The organism is Sphingopyxis sp. H053, from assembly GCF_001468225.1.
Lineage (GTDB): Bacteria > Pseudomonadota > Alphaproteobacteria > Sphingomonadales > Sphingomonadaceae > Sphingopyxis.
Window position 1 is genome coordinate 1 of the sequence record NZ_LNRU01000006.1, and the last position, 23,097, is coordinate 23,097.

The 23,097-nt window shown below is 66.0% G+C and carries 18 protein-coding genes and 1 tRNA gene; 2 read left to right on the forward strand and 17 right to left on the reverse strand.

The genetic code is table 11. The features are described 5' to 3' along the window. Positions 1-805 precede the first annotated feature (805 nt). The 16 genes from ATE70_RS12470 to ATE70_RS12545 all read right to left on the reverse strand — a co-directional run bounded on the left by ATE70_RS12470 (position 806) and on the right by ATE70_RS12545 (position 19,325). The gene (locus ATE70_RS12470; protein WP_058538247.1) at positions 806-1,279 is read right to left on the reverse strand and encodes a hypothetical protein; all 474 of its coding nucleotides are present in this window, start codon (positions 1,277-1,279) and stop codon (positions 806-808) included. Continuing rightward, a complete protein-coding gene (locus ATE70_RS12475) occupies positions 1,273-2,502 on the reverse strand; it encodes a molybdopterin molybdotransferase MoeA (protein ID WP_058538248.1) in 1,230 nt (409 codons plus the stop codon). The genes ATE70_RS12470 and ATE70_RS12475 overlap by 7 nt, the downstream gene beginning before the upstream one ends. Then, positions 2,495-3,280, reverse strand: coding sequence for a uroporphyrinogen-III C-methyltransferase (cobA, locus tag ATE70_RS12480; RefSeq protein ID WP_058538249.1), 786 nt, complete (start codon positions 3,278-3,280; stop codon positions 2,495-2,497). Before cobA ends, ATE70_RS12475 begins: the two co-directional genes overlap by 8 nt. Then, entirely contained in the window at positions 3,270-5,867 is a 2,598-nt protein-coding gene (locus tag ATE70_RS12485) for a nitrate reductase (RefSeq protein ID WP_058538250.1), read from the reverse strand. Before ATE70_RS12485 ends, cobA begins: the two co-directional genes overlap by 11 nt. Next, complete coding sequence (gene nirD, locus ATE70_RS12490) at positions 5,867-6,211, reverse strand: nitrite reductase small subunit NirD (RefSeq protein WP_058538251.1); 345 nt, start codon at positions 6,209-6,211, stop codon at positions 5,867-5,869. Before nirD ends, ATE70_RS12485 begins: the two co-directional genes overlap by 1 nt. Next, complete coding sequence (nirB, locus tag ATE70_RS12495; protein WP_058538252.1) at positions 6,208-8,685, reverse strand: nitrite reductase large subunit NirB; 2,478 nt, start codon at positions 8,683-8,685, stop codon at positions 6,208-6,210. The genes nirD and nirB overlap by 4 nt, the downstream gene beginning before the upstream one ends. Next, complete coding sequence (locus ATE70_RS12500; RefSeq protein WP_058538253.1) at positions 8,685-9,887, reverse strand: hypothetical protein; 1,203 nt, start codon at positions 9,885-9,887, stop codon at positions 8,685-8,687. Before ATE70_RS12500 ends, nirB begins: the two co-directional genes overlap by 1 nt. Before the next feature lie 2 nt (positions 9,888-9,889). Further along, positions 9,890-11,125: a nitrate/nitrite transporter gene (locus ATE70_RS12505; protein WP_058538254.1), complete on the reverse strand. Its 1,236-nt coding sequence runs from the start codon at positions 11,123-11,125 to the stop codon at positions 9,890-9,892. Positions 11,126-11,384: 259 nt separating this feature from the next. Beyond that, entirely contained in the window at positions 11,385-12,593 is a 1,209-nt protein-coding gene (locus ATE70_RS12510) for a CmpA/NrtA family ABC transporter substrate-binding protein (protein WP_058538255.1), read from the reverse strand. Further along, positions 12,590-13,171, reverse strand: coding sequence for an ANTAR domain-containing response regulator (locus ATE70_RS12515; RefSeq protein WP_058538256.1), 582 nt, complete (start codon positions 13,169-13,171; stop codon positions 12,590-12,592). Before ATE70_RS12515 ends, ATE70_RS12510 begins: the two co-directional genes overlap by 4 nt. Before the next feature lie 439 nt (positions 13,172-13,610). Next, positions 13,611-13,686 (reverse strand) — tRNA-Lys (locus ATE70_RS12520). A gap of 122 nt (positions 13,687-13,808) precedes the next feature. Continuing rightward, a complete protein-coding gene (gene rodA, locus ATE70_RS12525; protein WP_058538257.1) occupies positions 13,809-14,915 on the reverse strand; it encodes a rod shape-determining protein RodA in 1,107 nt (368 codons plus the stop codon). Further along, a complete protein-coding gene (mrdA, locus tag ATE70_RS12530) occupies positions 14,912-16,816 on the reverse strand; it encodes a penicillin-binding protein 2 (protein ID WP_058538258.1) in 1,905 nt (634 codons plus the stop codon). Before mrdA ends, rodA begins: the two co-directional genes overlap by 4 nt. 18 nt (positions 16,817-16,834) lie before the next feature. Beyond that, positions 16,835-17,356, reverse strand: coding sequence for a hypothetical protein (locus ATE70_RS12535; RefSeq protein ID WP_058538259.1), 522 nt, complete (start codon positions 17,354-17,356; stop codon positions 16,835-16,837). Beyond that, positions 17,353-18,261 (reverse strand): rod shape-determining protein MreC, encoded by a 909-nt coding sequence (mreC, locus tag ATE70_RS12540; RefSeq protein WP_058538260.1) that lies wholly within the window; start codon positions 18,259-18,261, stop codon positions 17,353-17,355. Before mreC ends, ATE70_RS12535 begins: the two co-directional genes overlap by 4 nt. Positions 18,262-18,278: 17 nt before the next feature. Further along, entirely contained in the window at positions 18,279-19,325 is a 1,047-nt protein-coding gene (locus ATE70_RS12545; RefSeq protein WP_056370044.1) for a rod shape-determining protein, read from the reverse strand. A gap of 191 nt (positions 19,326-19,516) precedes the next feature. Between ATE70_RS12545 and mutL the strand changes: the two genes are divergently transcribed. Together mutL and ATE70_RS12555 are read left to right on the forward strand one after the other, a co-directional pair. Continuing rightward, positions 19,517-21,340: a DNA mismatch repair endonuclease MutL gene (gene mutL, locus ATE70_RS12550; RefSeq protein WP_058538261.1), complete on the forward strand. Its 1,824-nt coding sequence runs from the start codon at positions 19,517-19,519 to the stop codon at positions 21,338-21,340. Between the two features lies 1 nt (position 21,341). Then, on the forward strand, positions 21,342-21,872 hold the full coding sequence (locus ATE70_RS12555) for a hypothetical protein (RefSeq protein WP_058538262.1): 531 nt from the start codon (positions 21,342-21,344) through the stop codon (positions 21,870-21,872). Here the strand turns inward: ATE70_RS12555 and ATE70_RS12560 are convergent, their stop codons facing one another. Beyond that, a complete protein-coding gene (locus tag ATE70_RS12560) occupies positions 21,873-23,069 on the reverse strand; it encodes a nucleotide pyrophosphatase/phosphodiesterase family protein (RefSeq protein WP_058538263.1) in 1,197 nt (398 codons plus the stop codon). Between the last annotated feature and the right edge of the window lie 28 nt (positions 23,070-23,097).

A 23,097-nucleotide genomic window follows, 5' to 3' on the forward strand; every position in this document is an offset into this window, starting at 1 on the left:
GTGGCCACCAGCGACGCCGCATTCCGGGGTGGGGCATGCCCCACCCCGGAATACACCATCGCCTACACCGGAAATTACACCACGAGCGCGGACGCTAACAGATGATTGCCGCTGGTGAGATTGAAACGATCAAGATCGGCAGATCTACTCTTGTTCCAACGGATAGTCTTCGCGCGTTCCTTGCTAGGCGCCGTAATCCGATCTGAACCAGCATTTCCAGAGCCCGTCCTTGGCCGTCTCACTCCGCTGATCGGTGCCGTCGCTTGGCGGACCGCTGTCGTCGTAAAAACGAAACTGCGGCTTTGATGGCTGCCGTCGATGATCACTTCACCGAGGAGAAATGCTCAAACTGACAAAACTAGCCAGCTAAGTAGCATCGGATACTTCGTGAGCGTAACGCTTACCAACGCCGCTCCTGTTGCGAAGAGTAGCAAGCCCAGAATCAGGCCAAAGCTCCAACCATCACGAACGATTGCCGCCGCATTTCAGCGGATAAAAGCCTTGAATCCGAAGGCTTGGCGCCAAACCCAACGATGAATGAACTCTGGGCGCTTCACGGCCGCTGACCGCTCATCATTCCTGGCAGCTGCCGGTCCGCAATCGAGCACTCGTCGCTTGCTGCAGCGCAATGCTACGAGACTAGCGAACGTTTTTGGCGCTTTCATACAATCAAGAATCGGCGTGTCGCGCTATTTGCGCCACGCGACCCAGAAGAGCTCTTCCTCGAAGGGGGACAGAAATCTTCATCTTGCGCCCGTCGATTTCATGCGGCGGGCGCATTTTTTTGTCAGCCGAAAGCGCGAAGCTATCGAGCGGTTCGCTCGATCATTCTTCGTAGCAATTCCCAGAGGTCATGTTGCTCCTCGATGGCTGAAAACTGCTGTTTCAACTTGGCAAGCCGGACGAGGGAATCTGTCTCGCCCCGACGGTTGCGAGGGTCCATTTCGGTCCGAAAGGCGAGCTCGGCAACCAGGGACGTCACGAATGTCGCTGCGGCTGGCAGGCCCATGTCTTCGAAGCCGGCGCGGGCGGCCGCCCAGCTGAGAACCTTGGCATTCGCAGGAATATGATCGCTCGCGCTGGAGGACATATAAGAGATCACGACCGCTGTGTTCCAGATCTTGATTTCTGCCGCAGACAGTGTCTCTCCGCCGCCGCATTCGATCACTTGCCAAATTGCGGCGAGCGTCGCTTCTAGGCTCACCGAGTTCGTCTGACTCACCCGGCGATCCGGCGGTGCATGGACGCGAAGCCGGTCGAGCAAGAGGCCCTTCAGCACAGCGGGAGTACCAGTACGAGTTCGCCCTCATTGGTCGCAGGCGCGTCGGCGGAGCGGCGCACGAGGCAATCTGCCAAAGCAAGCGTGGCCTGCCCCGAAGCATCCTGGCGATCGCAAATCTCGGCACCCTCGCAGGACAGCGATGCGCACAAGAATGCCTCACGCGGTCCATTGGCCGGGATCGGCCTCGTCGCGTGTCTGAGCTGCCAAGGCAGCGCGTCCGATACCTTTCCTCCGGACAGGCCCGCGATCAGCGGCGCGAGGAACAGCGAGGCGATCGTAAAGGCAGCCGTGGGGTTTCCCGGTAGCCCAAGGACATGTGTTTGCCCCAACCGGCCATACCAGACCGGCTTGCCGGGTTTGATGGCGACGTCGGCAAAAGCGACTTCCAACCCGAGCGTTGCCAAGGCCGAGCGCCCGAAATCGCGGTCGCCGCGTGAGGCACCGCCAATTATAACCACCACGTCGGCGGCGGCTCTTTCCAGCGCGTCGGCAATCGCTCGCTCATTGTCGGGGAGCCTCAAGGCGGTGACGACGTCCGCGCCCGCGGACGCACACAAATGCTCGATTGCGAGGCTTAGACTGTCCGGGATCGCGTTCAGCATCCGCGATGCACATCCCGGCGCGAGGATTTCATCGCCGGTCGCGACCAGCAGGATATGTGGACGGCGCCATACTTCGACCTCGGAACGGTCGGCGGAAGCGGCCACGACCAACCTCGCCGCCGTCATCCTCGTGCCCGCAGCAAGAAGCGCGTCGCCCGCGAGGAAATCAGAACCGGCCTTCCGGACGTGCGGTTTGCCGAGCGGCGGAGCGTCGAGCACCACAACGTCGCCGCGATGCCGGCAATGTTCGATCATCACGACGCGGTCGCTACCATGAGGCAAGGGCGCGCCCGTCATTACGCGCCAGGTTTCTCCCGCCGAGATTGCACCCGGCTCGGCACCGCCCGCGTAGCTCGTGCCCTTCGATCGTAAAAGTGTGGTTCCGTTCTTCAGGTCGGCATTGCGGACCGCATAGCCGTCCATGGCCGCGCAGTCCCGCCGGGGTCCGTCGATCCGGGCGAAGACCGGTGCAGCGAGATATCGCCCGCCTGCATCGGCCAACGAAACGCTTTGCTTGCCGAGGGGACGGGCATGCGCCGCGACGATGCCCAAAGCACCGTCGAAATCGATCGACGCGGCGCAGGCGCCGGATGCCGGGATGGCTGCGTGCTTACCCATGCATCTGTCTCGCGCAGTTCGCCGGAGCAATTTGTGCAGCGTCGACTTGTTCGATGGCCTCGCCGACGAGGATCAGCGTCGGAGCATCCGTGGCGAAGGATCCGGTCGCGAGTTCGAGAAGGTCGAGCCGCGTTGCCAGCCGTTGCTCATCGGGTCCGCTGACGTTGCAGCAGATCATCACGGGCATGCCGCCCGACATTCCTGCCTGCATCAGACCACGCATGATCTCGCCGGCGGCGTCGCGACCCATGTAGAAGGCAAGGGTCGAACCGCCGTGAGCAAGCGAGGACCAGTCGATGTCGAGCGCCGCCCCGCGCTTGCTGTGTGCGGTGACGAAACGAACGTCACGTGCCACCCCGCGCAGCGAGAGAGATATCCCCGCCGACGCGGCAGCCGCGCAGGCTGTGGTGATGCCAGGGCAGATGTCAACTGCGTATCCGGCCTTTTTTAGCGCGCTCAACTCCTCGGCCGAGCGACCGAAGATCGACGGGTCGCCGCCCTTCAAGCGAACAACACGTTTCCCGGAGGCTGCTGCTTCGACAAGCAGCGCGTCGATCGTCTTCTGGTCTTTCGAGTGGCGTCCGGATCGTTTGCCGACGCTGACCCTCTCGCTCGCGCGCGGAATCAGTGCCAGCACGCCGTCTCCGACCAGTGCATCGTGGAAGACGATGTCGGCGCGCTCGATCAGGCGCACCGCCTTCATCGTCAGCAGGTCGGGATCGCCGGGGCCGGCGCCGACGAGCCAGACACTGCCGGGTGCGAAATCGTCAGGCTGCATCGCTTTTCTCCTCGGTCAGGATGCGCGCGAGCGCGGGGCGGCACGAGCCGCAATTGGTGCCGGCGCCGATCGCGGTGCCGATCGCGGCGGTATCGGTCAGGCGCTGGTCGCGGATCGCCGCGACGATGGTCTTGAGCCCGATGTCGAAGCAGACGCAGATGATCGGGCCGCGGTCGGCCTGCACCCCCGGCGCGCGGCCAGCGAGCAGGGTAGGGGCCACCTCGGGCGCGGCGAGCTGCGCGATCAGCCAGTCGCGCGGGGGCAGCTCGCCGGTTTCGGTGACGAACAAAGCGCCGGCGAGGCGGCCGCCCGCAACGATGGCGATGCGCCGCGTGCCGCGCGCGGCGTCCTGTGCCTCGATGTGCTCGCCCTTGGGGAGCAGCGCCTCGATGGCTTTGAGGTCGCCGTTGCCCGCGACCTCCCACATCACGCCCGACGGCACCGCGACGCGCGTCGCCCACAGGCAGCGCGGGGCGGCAGCGAGTTCGCGCGATAGCAGCAGGAAACCGCGCCATTTGGGGGTGACGGTGGCGATCGACGCGGGGGTGCGCTTGAACCCCGGCTGGCCCGAAAACGGGTCGACGAGCGGGCGGGAAAGCAGCCCGGTGCGCCCGCCGCTCGACGTCCGATCGGTCCAGTGGATCGGCACGAACAGCTCGCCGGGCCGCTGGCCGGGGTGGAAGGCGACGCGGTAAAGACTGTCGCCCTGCGGGGTGTCCACGCGCGCGAGGCCGCCGTCGATGAGGCCGAGCCGTGCGCCGTCGTCGGGGTGGACCTCGACGAGCGGCTCCTCGCGGTGACGCGCCAGTTTCGGGGCAAGGCCTGTACGCGTCATGCTGTGCCATTGGTCGCGGTAGCGCCCTGTGTTGAGGGTGAGCGGCCATTTGGCGAGCGGTTCGGGCAGCGGTTTTTGCGCGACGAGGACAAGCCGCGCGCGGCCGTCGTCGGTCGGGAAGCGGCCGCCGGCAAAGGGGTGGTCGCCGCCCCAGCGAAAGGGTGTCATCGCATCATAGGCGGAGTTGCCGCCCTGCGCCGCGTCGGGCAGAGCAAACAGGCGCGCGCCATCATTGTCGTAGGTCGACAGGCGGCAATGCTCGCGCCAGATATCGGCCGGGCGATCATAGGCAAAGGCGGTCTTCCATCCCATCCGCCGCGCGACCTCCTTGACAATCCACCAGTCGGGCATCGCCTCGCCGGGGAGCGGGAACAGCGCGCGCTGGCGGCTGATCGTGCGGTCCGAATTGGTAACAGTCCCGTCCTTTTCGCCCCATGCTGCGGCGGGGAGGCGAACGTGGGCGAAGGCGCTGGTGTCGGTGTTTTCGACTACATCGCTGACGACGACGAAAGGGCAGGAGGCGAGCGCCTCGCGCACGGCATTGCCGTCGGGCATCGACACGGCGGGGTTGGTCGCCATCACCCACAGCGCCTTGATCCGTCCCTCGCCGATGCTGCGGAACAGGTCGACCGCCTTCAGCCCCGGCTTTTCGGCCATCGCGGGCGCGGCCCAGAAGCGCTGGACGCGGTCGCGGTTTTCGGGGGCGAAATCCATATGCGCGGCGAGGGTGGAGGCGAGCCCGCCGACCTCGCGCCCGCCCATCGCATTGGGCTGACCGGTGATCGAGAAGGGCGCGGCGCCGGGCTTGCCGATGCGCCCCGTCGCGAGATGGAGGTTGGTGATCGCGTTGACCTGATCGGTGCCTGCGGTCGACTGGTTGATCCCCTGGCTGAACAAGGTCACGGTACGCGGGGTCGCTGCAAACAGATCATAGAAATGCCTGAGGTCGGCGACGGGGACATCGCAAATGCGCGCCACCGACCACAGGTCATTCCCCTCTCCAAGCTGGTCCCAAAATCCTTCCGGCTCGGCGACATGCGCGGCGAGATAGGCCTCGTCGACGACCCCGACCTCGCGGCAGTGCTGCAGCAGGCCGGCCATCAGCGCGACGTCGCTGCCCGGGCGGATCGCCAGATGCAGATCGGCCTCTTCGGCGGTCTCGGTGCGGCGCGGGTCGATGACGACGAGCTTTGCGCCCGCCTCGCAGCGCGCGCGGATGCGCTGATAGACGATCGGGTGGCACCAGGCGGCGTTCGACCCAATCAGAACGAACAGGTCGGCGGCGTCCAGATCGTCATAGGTCGCGGGCACGACATCCTCGCCAAATGCGCGGGTGTGCCCCGCGACCGCGCTCGACATGCAGAGGCGCGAATTGGTGTCGATGTTCGCGGTGCCGATGAAGCCCTTCATCAGCTTGTTCGCGACATAATAATCTTCGGTCAGGAGCTGGCCGGAGACATAGAAGGCGACGCTGCCGGGGCCGTGGCGGGCGATCGTTTCGCGAAACTTCTTCGCGACGAGGTCGAGCGACTTGTCCCAACTCGCGCGCTTGGCGCCGATCATGGGGTGGAGCAGGCGGCCCTCGAGCCCGACCGTTTCGCCGAGATGCGTCCCTTTCGAGCAGAGGCGCCCGCGATTGGCGGGGTGGTCGGGATCGCCCGCGATCTCGACACTGCGCTCGCCGGTCACCGTCGCGCGGATGCCGCAGCCGACGCCGCAATAGGCGCAGGTGGTGCGGACCGCGGCGGTCATCAGGCGGCGGCCTTCAACGTGCTCGCGCGGCAGATCAGGACGCGGCCGCCGTCGATCTTGACCGGCACCGTCGGGGTGCAGCCCTTGTCCTCGCCCAGCGCTTCGCCGGTCGACAGGCTTATCCGCCAATTGTGCAGCGGACAGGCGACCGCCCCGCCGTGGACGATGCCTTGTGAGAGGCGGCCATGCTTGTGCGGGCAGCGGTCGAGGAGGGCGAAGACCTTGCCCTCGGCGGTGCGGAAGAGGGCGATGTCGTCGCCGCCCTCGACCTGGATGGTGCGGCTGCCGCGCACGGGGATCTGATCGACCCAGCCGATGTCGAGCCAGTCTGCGGTGGTCGTCATGCAAAAGCCTCCTGCGGGGTGAAGCGCGCCATCGGCGCATGATGTTCGGCCTCGGCGCCCTCGGCGCGCTGGGCCCAGGGGTCGTCCTGGCTGAAGCTTTGCGAGTAGAGGAAGCGCGCGCGGAGTGCCTCGCGGCCCGCATCGTCATCGACGATATGCGCCTTTACATAGTCGAGCCCGACGCGCTCGATCCACGGCGCGGTGCGTTCGAGATAGCGGGCCTCCTCGCGGTAGAGCTGGATGAAGGCGGCGCAATAATCCATCGCCTCCTGCTCGGTCGCAACCTTGCAGAGCAGGTCGGTGACGCGGACGTGGATCCCGCCATTGCCGCCGACATGAAGTTCATAGCCGCTGTCGACGCAGACGACGCCGAAGTCCTTGATCGTCGCCTCGGCGCAGTTGCGCGGGCAGCCCGATACCGCGATCTTGAACTTGTGCGGCATCCAGCTCCCCCAGCTCATCCGTTCGAGCTTGACGCCGAGGCCGGTCGAATCCTGCGTGCCGAAGCGGCACCATTCGGATCCGACGCAGGTCTTTACCGTGCGCAGCGCCTTGCCATAGGCGTGGCCCGAGACCATCCCGGCGGCATTGAGATCGGCCCAGACCGCGGGCAGATCCTCCTTCTTGATCCCGAAGATGTCGAGCCGCTGGCCGCCGGTGACCTTGACCATCGGCGCGTTGAACCTTTCGACGACGTCGGCGATCGCGCGCAACTCGCGCGGATTGGTGAGCCCGCCCCACATGCGCGGCACGACCGAATAAGTGCCGTCCTTCTGAATATTGGCGTGCAGCCGCTCGTTGACGAAACGGCTCTGCTGATCGTCGACATAATCGCCGGGGAGCGCGCAGAGCAGATAGTAATTGAGCGCGGGGCGGCACGAGGAGCAGCCGTCGGGGGTCGTCCAGTGCAGCTTCTGCATCACCTCGGGGATCGAACGCATCGCCTGCGCAACGATTTCGCGGCGGACGTCGTCGTGGCCGAAGCTGGTGCATTTGCACATCGTCTTGGGGCCACTCTGAACACCGTCGCCGAGCGTCAGCGCGAGCAGATTCTCGACAAGCCCGGTGCAGCTGCCGCAGCTCGCCGACGCCTTGCAGGTGCCGCGCACCGCGTCGAGGCTGTGCGCGCCCTTGGCGATGCACGAGACGACCTGGCCCTTGGTCACGCCGTTGCAGCCGCAGATCTCGGCATCGTCCGAGAGCGCCGCAACGGCCGCCTTAGGGTCCGCCGCGCCGCCTCCTGCGGCGAAGGCCTGGCCGAAGATCAAGAGGTCGCGGAGGTCGGAGACATCCTCCTGGCGTTTGAGCAGGTCGAAATACCAGTTGCCGTCGGCGGTATCGCCGTAGAGGACGGCGCCGACGATGCGGTCGTCCTTGACGATCACGCGTTTGTAGACGCCGCGGCTCGCGTCGCGCAGCACGATATCCTCGCACCCGTCGCCGCCCGAGAAATCGCCCGCCGAGAAGACGTCGATCCCCGACACCTTGAGCTTGGTCGAGGTCACCGAGCCGCGATAGCCGGTCGGCTTCTCGACCAGCCCGTCGGCAAGGCTGCGGCACATATCCCACAAAGGCGCGACGAGGCCGTAGACTTGACCGTCATGCTCGACGCATTCGCCGACCGCGAGCACGGCGGGGTCGCTGGTGACCATATGATCGTCGACCTGGATGCCGCGCCCGACCGCGAGCCCGGCGTCGCGGGCGAGGGCGGTCGAGGGGCGGATACCGACCGCCATGACGACGAGGCTGGCGGGGATAAGCGTCCCGTTCTTCAGCTTCACGCCCTCGACCTTGCCGTCGCCGACGATCTCGGCGGTGTCGGCGCCGGTCAGGATCGTCTGGCCGCGCGCTTCGAGCGCGTTCTTGAGCAGCCAGCCCGCGGCCTCGTCGAGCTGGCGCTCCATCAGCGTCGGCATCAGATGGACGACCGTGACCTTCATGCCGCGCAGCGACAGGCCGTGTGCGGCTTCGAGGCCGAGCAGACCGCCGCCGATCACCACCGCGTCACCGCCTGCATCGGCGGCGGCGAGCATGGTGTCGACATCGTCCATGTCGCGGAACGCGATGACGCCGGGCAGATCCTTGCCGGGGACGGGGATGATGAAGGGATCGGAGCCGGTCGCGATCAGCAGCCGGTCATAGGTTTCGACGGTGCCGCCGCGCGTCGTCACCGTCTTGGCCGCCCGGTCGATATGGGCGACCGGGTCGCCCGCGATCAGTGCGATGCCGTTCGATGCATACCAGTCGGCATCGTTGATCACGATATCGTCGAAGCATTTCTCGCCCGCAAGCACGGGAGAGAGCATGATGCGGTTGTAATTGACGCGCGGTTCGGCGCCGAAGATCGTGACGCGGTAGCGGTCCGGATCGCGCGCAAGCAATTCCTCAACCGCGCGGCAGCCGGCCATGCCGTTGCCGACGACGACCAGATGTTTGCGCGTATCGGCGTCGGGTTTGAGGGGGCGGTGTTCCATCAGAGCATCCAGTCCAGTTGCAGCCAGAATTTGTCGGTGTCGGTGGCGAAAGTGTCGGCGTCGTAGTGCGCGTAGCGGGCGGAGGCGGTGAGTTTGCCGAGCTTTGCGCTGGCGAGCAGGTCGATCTCTTCGCCGTAGGCGCGGCTGGCGCGGTCGCTGCGATAGTCGTGGTAGACCGCTTGCAGCGTCACCGCCTTGAGCGGGCCGACCGCTTTCCAGCCCCAGCCCCAGCTTGCATAAAGATCGCGCACGCCGTCGGGCGGGGTGGTGAGGAATTTGTCGGCCCAGCCCTGAAATTTGAAGCCGGTCGCGAGCGGGGTCTGAAAGCTGGTGAGCGCGGTGCCATTGCTAGCGCCCAGTATTTCATAACCACCGCCAAGCCGGGGACCGCCCAAGTCGACCGCGACGTCCGCGAGGAAATAGTCGGCGGCATAGTCATTGGGGTTGCGGTGCCAGTCGGACTGGCGCGCATAGCTGAGCTGATAGGCGAGCTTCGCCTTGCCGAGCTTTTGCGTGCCGTCGAGCCGCGCGCCATAGCTTTGGCTGGACATGCGATAGGCCTGCACCGCCGCCTCGTCCTGATCGACCAGATAGGCGAAGGCAGCGAGCTTTCCGACCGGGGTTTGCGCGCTGAGGTTGGCGAAGACATTGTCGCCCGACACCGCCTGTTGCCGCGGACCCGCGCCGTCGATGCCCCAGATGGTGCGGACGCTCCACGCATAGGAGAGGTCGGCCTTGACGCCCTTGATCGGGGTCACTTCGGCGCGGACCGCGTCGAAGCTCTGGCCGTTCTGGCGAAAGCCGACGCCGCCGACGAAACGCTCGTCGTCGAGCGCGATCCGCTGGCGCCCCGCCGTGACCGTGAAGGCCGGGCGGCTGTAGCGGATCTGCGCGCGGGCGAGGGCGATGTTGTCGGGATCGGCGATCAGCGGGCGGGTGGCGGGGCCGTGGAGGCCGTCGAAATACTCATCGACGACCGCCAGATTGCCTTGACCCTCGACCAGTGCCGACCAGGGTCCGGTCTTTGCCTCGACCCCGGCGCGGATGCGCAGGGTCAGGGCGTCGGAACCGGCGGCCAGGCCGTCCTGATCGACATTTTCGTACCGCAGCCGGGCTTCGCCGAGCGGCTTGAGGGTGACGTCCTGGGCGTGCGCCACCCCGGCCGGCGCGAGCGCCAGCAGGATGAAAAGGGTGCGGGTCATGACTAGATCCGCACGCCTTCGGCCGCGCCCCATGCCCTGCGCCACTGGCCCTTGACGAAGAGCAGCGCGCCCAGCGCGAGGACGGCGAGCCCCGCGAAGATGTACAAGCCCGGCGCAAAGCTGTCGCTCCATTGCTTGGCAAAGCCGAGCGAAGAGGCGAGGTAGAAGCCGCCGACGCCGCCCGCCATCCCGACAAGTCCGGTCATCACGCCGATTTCTTTCGCGAAGCGCTGCGGCACGAGCTGGAACACCGAGCCGTTGCCGGTGCCGAGCGCGAGCATCGCGATGACGAAGAGGGTGAGCGCGGCGGGCAGCGTCGCCGCCTGCGGCACCCCGGCGAGCGCCAGCGCGGCGACGACGAAGACCATCATCAGCGCCTTGACCCCGCCGATGCGGTCGGCCAGCGCGCCGCCCATCGGCCGCACCAGCGATCCGGCGAAGACGCAGGCTGCGGTGCAATAGCCCGCCATCACCGGGGTGAGGTGGAACTGGTCGGTGAAATAGATGGGCAGCGAGGCGGCGAGGCCGACGAAGCCGCCGAAGGTCACCGAATAAAAGGCCATCAGCCACCAGGCGTCGGCGGTCTTGAGCGGTTCGAAATAGTCGACCAGCTTCTTGGGTGCCGGCGCGCCCGGCGCGTCCTTCGCCATCGCGAGATAGATGAAGAAAACGATCGTCAGCGGGATACAGGCGAGGCCGAGCACCGCGTTCCAGCCGAACAGCTTGGCGAGGCCGGGGGCGAAGAGCGCGGCGAGCACGGTGCCCGAATTGCCCATCCCGGCGAGGCCCATCGCCTTGCCCTGATGCTCAGGCGGGTACCAGCGGCTAGCGAGCGGCAGCGCGATCGCAAAGCTTGCTCCCGCGAAGCCGAGGATCACGCCGAGCACGAGTGTGCCAGTGAAGCTGTGCACGCCCATGAGCCAAGCGGTGAACAGGCCCGCGATGACGATCGTTTGGCTGATCGCGCCCGACCGCTTGGGCCCGATGCGATCGACGAGCAGGCCGTTGACCAAGCGGAGCACCGCGCCCGCCAGCGTCGGCACCGCGACCATCAGGCCCTTTTGAGCGGGGGTCAGGCCGAGGGCTTCCGAGATCGACGGGGCGAGCGGCCCCAATATCACCCACACCATGAAGGCGAGGTCGAAATAGAGAAAGGCTGCGACCAGCGTCGGCCAATGCCCGCTGTTCCAAAACCCCGATCCAGGCGCCGTTCCGGCTGCTCCACTTGCTGTCGTCATCGTCCGTCCCCTTGTGCGACGGGCAATAAAAAAGCCGCCAGGACGGCGGCTATGCGGGCGCATCCTGACGGCTTCATTGCCATGTCGGAATGTGAGAAAAGGCTTCCCACCCGCCTCGCGGACCGGCCCCCTCGTTGGAGCCGTCGCCGCTCTATCCTGCCCCGGCAGCTTTGCCGAGTGGTCTTAACCTGCCTGATTCGCCGTTGTCCCGCAAGCGGTTATTTCGCAGGTGCAGCATAAATTTAAACGGCCGGAAAAGTCATTCAAGTCCAGCAAGATAGGCTGGAATATCGTCGGGGTCGAAGGCGCGGCCGTCGAAAAAACGGTCGTTTCCGAGCACGAGGCGGCCTTGCACCGAGCCCGCGCCGATGGGTTGGTCGAGGCCGCCTTCGAGCTTCGACGAGGCGCCGGGGAGGGGCGCGCCGGTGCCGGCCAGTGCAGCACGGTAGATGTCGGGACGGAAGACCGAGGAAGCCGTTGCGGCGTCGGCTTCGGAGAAGACATTGTTGTCCCAGCGGATCATTTGCGAATAAAGCCACGCCGCTTGGCTGCGCCACGGGAAGTTCGCGGCCTCGCGATACTGGAACATGAAATCGGGATAATGGATCGGCTCGCCGCCGGGGACGACACGGATGCGGTCGGTGATCGCGCGCAATACCGCATCGCGCGGCGCGTCCAGATATTCGGGACGCGCCAATATATCGGCGCTTTCCTCGGCGGCCTCGGGCGTGACGAAATGTGCCGCTGCGGCATGGAGCGCGCGGATGAGCGCTTCGACGGCGTCGCGGCGCTCGTGGACTAGAGTTTCGCGCAGCGCGAGCACCTTTTCGACCCCGCGTCGCCAGATCTGGGCGGTCGCCAGCGCAATCTGTCCGACCCCGCGATCGACCGCGATCGAGTTCCACGGTTCGCCGACGCAGATGCCGTCGACCTCGCCAGCGGCGAGCGCGTCGGCGGCGAAAGGCGGGCTGGTGACGACGATCTCGACATCGGCGTCCGGATGGATGCCGACGCCCGCGAGCCAATAGCGCAGCATGTAATTGTGGCTCGAATAGCGATGGACGACGCCGAAGCGCAGCCGCTTGCCCGCCGTCTTGCGCGCCGCGGCGACCTCGCGCAGCGCCGCGCCGATCGCGGCCGGATCGCCCAGCGTCTCGCCGAGGCCGACCGCGCGGGCGAGCGCAATCGAAAAGGTCACGGCATTGCCGTTGAGCCCCAGTACGAAGGGCACCGCCATCGCGACGGGCGGGCGATCGCGGCCGAGCGCGGTGGCGATCGCCAGCGGTGCGATGATGTGCGCGGCGTCGGTATGGCCATAGAGCAGGCGATCACGCACGGTCGCCCACGTCATGTCGCGGACCAGCTCGATCGCGACGTCCTCGCGCGCGGCTAAGCCGAGTTCGTGCGCGAGAATGGGGAGGGCGGCGTCGACGAGCGGCAGGAAGCCGATACGGAAGCTCTCGGTCATTCCATGTCTCCCAGCAGCGCTTCGCTTGTGACGATGGCTTCGGCGATTTCGCCGATCCGCCGATTGGTCCGCATCGCCTGGCCGCGGAGCAGTGCATAGGCGGCGGGTTCGTCGATCTGCCGCCGCTTCATCAAGATCGCCTTCGCCCGGTCGATTGTCGTTCGTTCGGCGAGCGCATTCTTTGCCTCGTCGAGCTCGCGCTGGAGCGTCGAGAAGGCCTGGAACCGGCGGATTGCAAGGTCGATCACCGGCTTGATCCGTTGTTTCGAGAGGCCATCGACGACATAGGCCGACACGCCCGCGTCGATCGCCGCGCCGGTCGCCTCTGCGTCGCTCTGGTCGACGAACATCGCGATCGGCCGCGCGAGCGCACGCGACATGGCGAAGAAATCCTCGAGCAGATCACGGCTCGGGTTTTCGAGGTTGATCAGAATGACTTCGGGTTTCGCCGCCTCGATCTGCGCGACCAGCGCGCCGGCAGGATCTATCAGCACCAGATCGTCGAGGCCCGCCTCGCGCAGGCCATCAGATATGACGGCCGCTCGCCCGGCGCTGGTGTCGATAATCGCGATCCTCATAGCGGCGCCTGTACGCTGCAGCGCACAAATCCGCTAGCGAGATTTGCTTTTTCCCAATGGTTGTCATTGTCCAAGGTCTGTTTATTGCAACTTTCATCTAAAAGCCGACGGTCCTCTACAGGCCATTACTCTTATGTTGTCTGTCCGTCTCGCTGACGGATAGCGTCTGTTTGAGATGCAAGGCGCCACTCGAGCCACTAGCTGGGCAGGCCGAAAGGTGCGGCAAGGCAGCGGGTGAGAACAAGGCTCTCAGAGAGCGATTATTGGCAACGCCGAATCTGGAGCCAGATGGATTCCCTTGTCTGTCGGCGACCACCAAGGTCCGCTAATGATCGGCGTCGCGATGACACCCATATGGCACCCATAGGAGCGCCCGGGTGTCAAATTGCGTCAGGGTGCCCGGGAATGGTGTCTATTATTCTGATATTATTGGGAAATTTGGTGGACGCACTAGGGCTCGAACCTAGGACCCGCTGATTAAGAGTCAGCTGCTCTACCAACTGAGCTATGCGTCCACTGCCATTTCAGGCGTGCCTTGCTGCGAAGAGTTGTGCTCTTTGCTGCGAAGCGAGCGGCCCGCTATCATGGCTCCGGGGGGATGGCAATGCCCCCGATGGCTTTTTGCCGAAGTTTTTTCTCAATGAAAGCGGCGTGTGCCCGTTTTGCTGTCGTTTTCGATCGCGAGCATGATGCCGACGCACGTCATGATCGTCAGCATCGACGAACCGCCATAGGAAAAGAGCGGCAGCGGAATGCCGACGACGGGGGCGAGACCCATGACCATCATCAGGTTGATCGCGATATAGAAAAAGATCGTCATCGTAAGGCCGGCGGCGGTGAGCTGTCCGAAGCGCGTTCGCGCCTTCAATGCGACGCGCGTCGACCAGCGCAGCAGCAGGAAGAAGCCGAAGAGCAGCGCGAGCCCCCCGATCAGCCCCCATTCCTCGGCCATCGTGGCGAAGATGAAGTCGGTATGGCCTTCGGGGAGGTAATCGAGGTGGCTTTGCGATCCGTTGAGGAAACCCTTGCCGCCGATACCGCCCGAACCGATCGCGATCTTCGACTGGCTGATATGATAGCCGGCTCCCAGGGGATCGCTTTCGGGGTCGAGGAAGATCAGCACGCGTTTTTGCTGATAATCATGGAGGAAGGAGAAGAGGATGGGGAGCGCCGCGAGCCCGGCGACCGCGGTGCTGCCGAACCACCAGAAGGGCAAGCCGGCGACGAACATCACCACGACCCCGCCGATGCAGATCGCGAGCGCCGTGCCGAGATCGGGCTGCAGCATGACGAGTGCGGCCGGAAAGCCGATCATCACCAGCGCGGGCCACAGCGCGGTAAAGGTCCGCGTGTTGCCGGGGGGAAGCTGCGCATAAAAGCGCGCGAGCGCGATGACGATCGCAACCTTCATCAGCTCCGACGGCTGAAGGTTCATGAAGCCGAGATTGAGCCATCGCTGGCTGCCCCCGCCGACGAAACCGAGCAGCTCGACCGCAATCAGCAGGATCAGGATGCCGATATAGGCGATATAGGCGAAATCCTCGAAAATGCGGATCGGGAAGCGGCCGATTACCAGCGCCGCGGTCAGAAAGACGAGGAAGCGCACGCCCTGATTGAGCGCCCACGGCGACCAGTTGCCGCCCGCCGCCGAATAGAGGACGAGCAGGCCGAAACCGGTGATGCCCGCGAGGATCGCGATCAATTTCCAGGGGATGCGCTGGATGGCGGGCGGCACGGGGATCATTGTGCGAGCTCCGGGTCAGGCTTCGACGCACCCGCCTTCCACGCGGCATAGTCGCGGTCCATGCGTTCCTTGATGGTGCCGCCCCAGCCGGCTTCGAAGGTTTCGAGCGCTTCCATCGCCTTTTCGCGGTCGAAGAGGAAAGTCATGAAATCCTTGGCCACCGGCGCTGCGGCGCGCGATCCGCCCATGCCATGCTCGATCACGACCGCCGTTGCGTAGCGCGGATTGACGACCGGCGCGAAGCCGATGAACAGGCCGTGATCGCGGAATTTCCACGTCCCGCTTTTGCCGTTGCCGGTGCCGAGCCCGCGCACCTGCGCGGTGCCCGTCTTGCCCGCCATCGTGATGCCGTCGAGCGGCAGGCGGCTGCGCACCGCGGTGCCTGCGCCGTTGACGACGAGGTCCATGCCCTGGCGCGCGACGGCGAGCGCTTCGGGCGAAAAGGGCAGGGGCTCATTCTTGAACTCGCGGTTGATCAGGCGCGGGTAAAGGCGGCGTCCCGACGCGATCCGCGCCGCCATCACGGCGAGCTGGAGCGGATTGGCGAGCACATAGCCTTGTCCGATGACGGCGTTAAGCGAGTCCGAGGCCGACCATTCCTGATCATACTTCTTCATCTTCCACGCGCTGTCGGGGATGGTGCCAAAGCGCTGGTTGCTGCCCGCAAGCTGATATTCCTCGCCGAGCCCGAGCAGCCGCGCGGTCGGGGCCATCGCGTCGTAGCCGAGCCGGTGCGCGAGCCAGTAGAAATAGCTGTTGCAGCTCTTCATGATCGCCGAGGGCATATCGAGGCTGCCATGCGTGCCGAGGCAGCGGAAGAAGCGGCTGCCGAGCCGATAGCCGCCGACGCAGGTGTGACGCTCGCTCGGGTCTACGCCATGTTCGACCGCGGCGATCGCGGCCATCGGCTTCAGCGTCGATCCGGGCGGATAAAGGCCGCGCGTCGCCTTGTTGATCAGCGGCTGGTGATCGTCGGCGCGCAGCCAGGCATATTCGCTGCTGCTGATCCCGTCCGAAAAGCTGTTCGGATCGAAGCTCGGCATCGAGACGAAGGAAAGGATATCGCCATTCTGGCAGTCGATGACGACCGCCGCGCCCGACTCGCGCCCCATGCGCCGCGCGACAAATTCCTGCAGGTCGGCGTCGATCGTCAGGTGGACGGTCTTGCCCTGTACGTCGGGCTGGGTCGAGAGATCGCGGACGACCTTGCCGCGCGCGGTCACCTCGACGCGCCGCGCGCCCGGCTGGCCCTTCAGCATGTCCTGGAAATATTTCTCCAGCCCATCCTTGCCGATCTTGTACCCCGGCGTGATGTACAGCGGATCCTTGGCTTTCTGATATTCCTCGGCGTTCGGGGCGCCGACATAGCCGATCAGATGGCCGACCGCCGCGCCGGTCGGATAGTTGCGGGCAAAACCGCGCTGCGGTGCGATGCCGGGCAGTTCGGGCAGGCGGACGAGGATCGAGCTATACTCGGCCTCGGTCATGTCTTCCTTGATCGCGACGGGCTGGAACCCCGATGCGGCCTTCAGGTCGCGATTGATGCGTTCCATCGTGTCGCCATCGAGGCGCAGCAGGGTCTGGAGCTGCCCCAGCACCAGCTCTTTGTTGTGCAGGCGATCGGGAATGATGTCGATGCGCAGGGATACGCGGTTGTTCGCAAGCGCCTTGCCGCTGCGGTCGACGATCCAGCCGCGCCGCGGCGGCACGAGCGTCAGATTGACGCGGTTGCTTTCGGATTCAAGGACATAGCGGTCGTTGTCGACCACCGAAATATAGGCCATGCGCGCTGCGAGCGCGACGCCGACCGCCGCCTGCGCACCGCCGACGACCAGCGCGCGGCGGGTGAAGGTTATGCCCCTCCAGGCTTCGGTAATCGGCGGACTCTTCTTCTTCGGCATTAGGGGATTGGAACCAGTCTATCGGCGTTTCAGGCGGAAATTGTCAAACTTGCCGGTCAGGCGCATGAACAGCGGGACGAGCAGCGCCGAGACGATGATCTGCGGCACCACCAGGCCGAGCACGCGGCCGGTCGCTGCATGCGGGTGGGTGATCAGCGCGGCGAGCGATTGGATGATCGCGACCGACGCCGCGGCAATCGCCCAGTCGTGAAAGAAGCCGCGCCAATAGATGCGCTGCGACGAATAGGCGATCGCGATGCTGGCGACCGTCCACAGCCCCATCGCGGTGCCGATCGGCGCGCCGCTGAACAGATCGTCCCACAGGCCGAGCGGCAGCCCGATCCACACCGGCCACATTTCTGCGCGCAGCAGCTGCCAGCACAGGAAGAAGAGCAGCCCGAGCGGCGGCAGCACCGGCGAGTTGGCGATCAGCGGCAGCATCAGCGGCAGCGCCGAGGCGAACATGACGCTCGCGATCGGAACGATGCGCATCCGCCACAGCGATGCCGGTTCGCCGAGGCGCGGACCCTTCTGGTTCATGGCGCGCCGGCGGGGGCGGGGGGCGGCGTCGCCGGGCCGGGCAGACCCTGCGCTTCGATATTGTCGGGGGTGTAGGGGCGCAGCACCGACACCGCATCGACCTTGCCCGGGTCGGCGAGCGGGCGCGCGAGGGCGCCGTCGTCCTGACGCCGCACGACGATCGCGACCGGGATATTGGGCGGATAGAGTCCGCCGGTTCCCGAGGTGACGAGGATATCGCCGGGCTTGAACGGGTTGTTCGCGATATTGAGCGTGCGCACGTCGAGATCGCCATTGCCGCGGCCGCTGGCGAGCGCGGGCAGACCGTCGCGCGCGCGGCGCACGGGGACGATATTGTCGACGTCGGTGAGCAGCAGCACCTGCGATACCGAGGGGCCGGCGCCAAGCACGCGGCCGATCAGGCCGTCGGCGCCGCGCACCGGCTGGCCCGCGGCAACGCCAAGGTTGCGCCCGATGCTGAGCAGCGCGATGCGCTTGCTGCTCGTCGAGGTCGAGGTGAGCAGATAGCCGTTGGCGAGCGCGGTCTTGTCGGTTTCCTGCAGCTTGAGCAGCGCCTTGAGCTGGCGGTTCTCTTCCTGCAGCGAACTGGTCGCGACGAGTTCGCGCCGCGTGTCGGCGAGTTCCTTGCGCAGCCGCCGGTTCTGCGTGCCCGCAGCGACATAGGCGCCGACCGTATCGTCGATGCCCGAAATCGACCCGATCACCGACCGCGACGCGCGTGCGACGGGCGCGGCGATTTCCTGGCTCGCCACACGCAGCTGGGCGAAGCCGATGGGATCAACGACCGACAGGATCGCCAGCAACAGGCCCGCCACTGCCCCTGTCACCGCGATGACATAGGCAACGAACAGGCTGTATTGAGCCTTTCGGGATTGTCCCGGACGTCGATGTGCCGGGCGGACCATGCTTCAGCTGTACCCGATCAGGCTTGCTGCAACACGCCGCGGAAAGCGGGGTCTTCCATCGCGCGGCCGGTGCCGATCGCGACGCAGGTCAAGGGATCATCGGCGACCGTGACCGGCAGGCCGGTCGCATCCTTGAGCAGCTCGTCGAGCTCGGCGATCAGCGCGCCGCCGCCGGTCAGGACGATGCCCTGATCGACGATGTCGGCGGCGAGTTCGGGGGCGGTGTTTTCCAGCGCGATGCGGACGCCCTCGACGATCGTGCCGATCGGTTCGGACAGCGCTTCGGCGATCTGCGCCTGATTGATCGAAATTTCCTTGGGCACGCCGTTCACCAGGTCGCGGCCCTTGATGTGGATCGTCAGGCCAACGCCGTCGGCGGGGATGCGCGCGATGCCGAAATCCTTCTTGATCCGCTCGGCGGTCGCTTCGCCGATCAGCAGATTATGGTGTCGGCGGACGTAGGAGACGATCGCTTCGTCCATCTTGTCGCCGCCCGCACGGACCGAGGTGGTGTAGGCGAGGCCGCGGAGCGAGAGCACCGCGACTTCGGTCGTGCCGCCGCCGATGTCGACGACCATCGATCCGATCGGTTCGGTGACCGGCATGTCGGCGCCGATCGCCGCGGCCATCGGTTCCTCGATCAGCCACACTTCGCTCGCGCCCGCGTTCGATGCCGCGTCGCGGATCGCGCGGCGCTCGACGCTGGTCGACCCCGAGGGGACGCAGATCACGATTTCGGGGCTGCGGAACGCGTTGGGCTTGCCGCCGTGCACCTTGGTGATGAAGTGCTTGATCATCTGTTCGGCGACGTCGATGTCGGCGATGACGCCGTCACGCAGCGGACGGATCGCCTCGATGCTGTCGGGGGTCTTGCCCATCATCAGCTTGGCGTCGTCGCCGACCGCCTTCACGCGCTTGATCCCGTTCAGCGTCTCGACCGCGACGACCGAGGGCTCGTTCAGCACGATTCCCTTGCCGCGCACATAGACAACCGTGTTCGCGGTGCCGAGGTCGATAGCCATGTCTTGGGAATTGAATTTGAACCAGCGGGAAAAGAAGGACATCGATACTGCTTCCTGTCATCGAAGCCGCGTCCATGATGGGCGCGCCCCTGTCGTGATTTTACCGGCGCGCCCGGCCGGCGACAGCTAATCAGGGGGAGATTCCGGCTCTTCCTTTTGGGGTGGCTGGACAAAATGATCAGGGCTGTGCGGATGGGTCGCGATTTGCGTTCGACTGCGCTAGGAGAGCGGCCATGTCAATACGTCGCCTGCCCGAAAAGCTAGTAAATCGGATCGCGGCCGGTGAAGTGGTCGAAAGACCTGCCGCGGCGCTCAAGGAACTGGTTGAAAATGCCATCGACGCCGGTTCGACTCGCATTTCGGTGCGAATCGCCGAGGGCGGGATTTCGCGGCTGGAGGTCGAGGATGACGGCTGCGGCATGACCGCCGCCGACATGGCGCTCGCGCTCGAACGCCATGCGACGTCGAAGCTGCCCGACGATGCGATCGAGGACGTCACGACGCTGGGTTTCCGCGGCGAGGCGCTGCCCTCGATCGCGAGCGTCGCGCGGCTGACGCTCGAAAGCCGCGTCGCGGGCGGCGACGGCTGGAAGCGCGTCGTCGACAATGGTGCGGTGGTCGCCGAAGGCCCGGCGGCGCTGGGCAAGGGCACCCGCGTGATGGTCGAAGACCTGTTCGCGCGGGTGCCGGCGCGGCGCAAGTTTCTGCGCAGCGGGCGCAGCGAATATGCCGCGTGCCTCGACGTCGTGAAGCGCCTCGCGATGGCGCGGCCCGACATCGGTTTCATCGTCGAGCATGACGGACGCCGCGTGCTCGACGTGCAGGGCGGGCAGGACCAGCTGACGCGCGTCGCGGCGCTGACGCAGCGCGATCTCGCCGCGAACAGCATCGGGGTCGATATCGACCGCGGCGAGGTGCATCTGGGCGGCGTGATCAGCCTGCCGACCTACAATCGCGGCATCGCCGACCATCAATATCTGTTCGTCAACGGGCGTCCGGTAAAGGACCGGCTGCTCGTCGGTGCGCTGCGCGGCGCCTATGCCGACCTGCTCGCGCGCGATCGCCATCCGGTCGTCGCGCTCTTCCTGGACGTGCCGACGAGCGAGGTCGATGTGAACGTCCATCCGGCGAAGACCGAGGTGCGCTTCCGCGATCCGCAGCTCGTTCGCGGGATGATCGTCGGCGGCCTCCGCCGCGCGCTCGACGAGCATGGTTTCCGCAGCGTCCAGCGTCCCGCCGAGGCGGCGCTTGCGGCGTGGCAGCAGGAGCCCGTGGCGCCGCAGCCCCCTGCGCCGACCTTGTTCGCCGCGCATCTGCCATACCCGCACGCGCCGGCGACACATCTCTTCGGGGCGGAGGGCGATCTCGCGACGACGGCCTTGCTTCACGACCGCATCGTCGATTTCGCCCCATCGCGCGATGCGCTCCCGATGGGCCGGGCCGAACCCGCGACCGCGCCGGTGCCGCAGGCCGGGGCGCACCCGCTCGGCATCGCACGCGGCCAGATCGCGAAAACCTATATCGTCGCCGAAGCCGAGGACGGCCTCGTCATCGTCGACCAGCACGCCGCGCATGAACGGCTGGTGCTCGAACAACTCCGCCGCGGCATGGGCGGGCAGGCGGTGCCGTCGCAGGGGCTGCTGCTGCCCGAAGTCGTCGAACTCGACGAGCCCGCGTGCGACCGGCTCGAAGCCGCCGCGCCGCAGCTCGCGGCGCTCGGCGTCGAACTCGAACGCTTCGGCCCCGCCGCGGTGATGGTGCGCGCAGCCCCGGCGATGCTGGGGGCGATCAATTGCCAGAAACTGGTGACCGACATCGCCGACGATCTCGCGGGCTATGACGCCGCGCTCGGCCTCAGCGAACGGCTCGAACTGGTCGCCGCGACGATGGCGTGCCATGGATCGGTGCGGGCAGGGCGCACGCTCAGCGTCGCCGAAATGAACGCGCTGCTCCGCACGATGGAGGTCACGCCGCACAGCGGCCAGTGCAACCATGGGCGGCCGACCTGGGTGAAGCTCGCGATGGACGATGTCGAAAAATTGTTCGGGAGGAAATAGGATGAAGGTCCAGATCATCGCCATTTCGCTGGCTTCGATACTGTCCGCGACCGCCTTTGCTGCGCCTGCCGGGAAGCCGGCAACGGCCTGTCCCGCTGCGCCGGTGTTGCCGCCCGAACTGACCGACTGGGCGCGCAACACGTCGAGCAAGACCATCTATGCCTATGGCGACGACCTCGGCGCCGACTGGTCGCCGCTTGGCGCGGCGCGGACGGCGTTGCCGCTGCACAAGTTCGAAAGCCTGCGTTATGGCGTCGCGCCCGAGCGCAAGCCCGACGTCCATAAATTCGGCGGCATGATTCCGATCGAGGTCAAGAAGGCAGGTCGCTTGATCGTCGCGCTCGACGCGGGCGCATGGATCGATCTGGTGCGCGAGGGCGTGGTGGTGAAGTCGGTCACGCACGGGCATGGCCCCGCCTGCTCGGGCATCCGCAAGATGGTCGAATTCGACGTGACGCCGGGGCGCTACCAGCTCCAGATCGTCAACGCGCCGACCGCATCGATTCACGCGATGGCGGTGCTGCGCGACTGATCAGCGCAGGCGCTTGGCGAGGTCGCCCGTCGCGTCGCTCGGCAGCGGCGCTACGCCGATCAGCCGCATCAGCAGCGGATAGACCTCGATATTGTCGACGATGCCGACATCGCCTTTCAGGCCGGTGCCGCTCGCGACGAACAGCGCGAGCATTTCGGGATCCTGATTGTCATAACCGTGCGCGCCGCCCTTGACGGGCCAGGTCGGGGTGCCCGCGACGATCGACCAGCCGGGTTCGGCGATGCAGATGATCGCGGCGACGCGCGGGTTCCGGCCATAGTGCAGCCGCTTCGGCAACTCCTCGCGGCGGTTGCAGACCATATGCTCGTGCGGTTTCAGCAGCGCGTCATATACGCGGTTGTCGGTTCCCGCGGCGGGCTCGATCGCGGCGTAGGAGCCGGTCTCGACCGCGATGATGCTGGGAAGATCGATGAGGTCAGCGAGCTGGATGGTGCGGCTCTCGTCGATCGCACGCATCCCATGGTCGGCGACGACGATCATCCGCGCGGGCTGGCCCATCGCTGCGAGGCCGGTGGTGAGGTCGCCGATGCGCGCATCGACTTCGGTCATCGCGGCGTTCACCTCGGCGCTGTCGGGACCGAATTTGTGTCCGGCATCGTCGACCGCCTCGAAATAGAGCGTGACGAAGGCAGGACGGATATCGGCGGGGCGCCGCATCCAGTCGAGCAGGGTGTTGACCCGCTGCGCATAGCCGACGTGCGCGTCATAACGCATCCAGTCGGGCGGGCGGCTCTCGTGAATCGCGACCTCGCTTCCGGGCCAGAACATCGTCGCGCTGCGCACCCCGGCCTTGCCCGCCGTCACCCACGCCGGTTCGGCCTCGTCCCACCAGAAGGGATCGAGCGACTGTTTCGGATCACCGAGGCTGAACCGCACATCGGGGCGCCGCGGATCGATCATATTGTTGCCGACGATCCCGTGATTGTCGGGGCGCTTGCCGGTGACGATCGCATAATGGTTGGGGAAGGTCTTGGTCGGGAAGGACGGCCGCAGCTTGCCGCGCGCGCCCTCGGCGGCGAGCCGCGACAGGTTCGGCGTGATGCCGCGATCGAGATAATCGGCGCGAAAGCCGTCGATCGAGATCAGGATCGTCACGGGCTTGCGCTCGCTTCCCTCCTGCGCGTGCGCGGCGAGCGGAAGCAGGAGGGCGAGCAGTAGTGAGAAAAGGCGGTTCATGCGCGCTCCGCTATGGCGCGTATGTGAC

Bases quoted from the DNA above. Each gene is read 5' to 3' on its own strand.
- ATE70_RS12475 (WP_058538248.1), bottom strand. From the start codon at position 2,502: ATGGGTAAGCACGCAGCCATCCCGGCATCCGGCGCCTGCGCCGCGTCG.
- cobA (WP_058538249.1), bottom strand. From the start codon at position 3,280: ATGCAGCCTGACGATTTCGCACCCGGCAGTGTCTGGCTCGTCGGCGCC.
- ATE70_RS12485 (WP_058538250.1), bottom strand. From the start codon at position 5,867: ATGACCGCCGCGGTCCGCACCACCTGCGCCTATTGCGGCGTCGGCTGC.
- nirD (WP_058538251.1), bottom strand. From the start codon at position 6,211: ATGACGACCACCGCAGACTGGCTCGACATCGGCTGGGTCGATCAGATC.
- nirB (WP_058538252.1), bottom strand. From the start codon at position 8,685: ATGGAACACCGCCCCCTCAAACCCGACGCCGATACGCGCAAACATCTG.
- ATE70_RS12500 (WP_058538253.1), bottom strand. From the start codon at position 9,887: ATGACCCGCACCCTTTTCATCCTGCTGGCGCTCGCGCCGGCCGGGGTG.
- ATE70_RS12505 (WP_058538254.1), bottom strand. From the start codon at position 11,125: ATGACGACAGCAAGTGGAGCAGCCGGAACGGCGCCTGGATCGGGGTTT.
- ATE70_RS12510 (WP_058538255.1), bottom strand. From the start codon at position 12,593: ATGACCGAGAGCTTCCGTATCGGCTTCCTGCCGCTCGTCGACGCCGCC.
- ATE70_RS12515 (WP_058538256.1), bottom strand. From the start codon at position 13,171: ATGAGGATCGCGATTATCGACACCAGCGCCGGGCGAGCGGCCGTCATA.
- rodA (WP_058538257.1), bottom strand. From the start codon at position 14,915: ATGATCCCCGTGCCGCCCGCCATCCAGCGCATCCCCTGGAAATTGATC.
- mrdA (WP_058538258.1), bottom strand. From the start codon at position 16,816: ATGCCGAAGAAGAAGAGTCCGCCGATTACCGAAGCCTGGAGGGGCATA.
- ATE70_RS12535 (WP_058538259.1), bottom strand. From the start codon at position 17,356: ATGAACCAGAAGGGTCCGCGCCTCGGCGAACCGGCATCGCTGTGGCGG.
- mreC (WP_058538260.1), bottom strand. From the start codon at position 18,261: ATGGTCCGCCCGGCACATCGACGTCCGGGACAATCCCGAAAGGCTCAA.
- ATE70_RS12545 (WP_056370044.1), bottom strand. From the start codon at position 19,325: ATGTCCTTCTTTTCCCGCTGGTTCAAATTCAATTCCCAAGACATGGCT.
- mutL (WP_058538261.1), top strand. From the start codon at position 19,517: ATGTCAATACGTCGCCTGCCCGAAAAGCTAGTAAATCGGATCGCGGCC.
- ATE70_RS12555 (WP_058538262.1), top strand. From the start codon at position 21,342: ATGAAGGTCCAGATCATCGCCATTTCGCTGGCTTCGATACTGTCCGCG.
- ATE70_RS12560 (WP_058538263.1), bottom strand. From the start codon at position 23,069: ATGAACCGCCTTTTCTCACTACTGCTCGCCCTCCTGCTTCCGCTCGCC.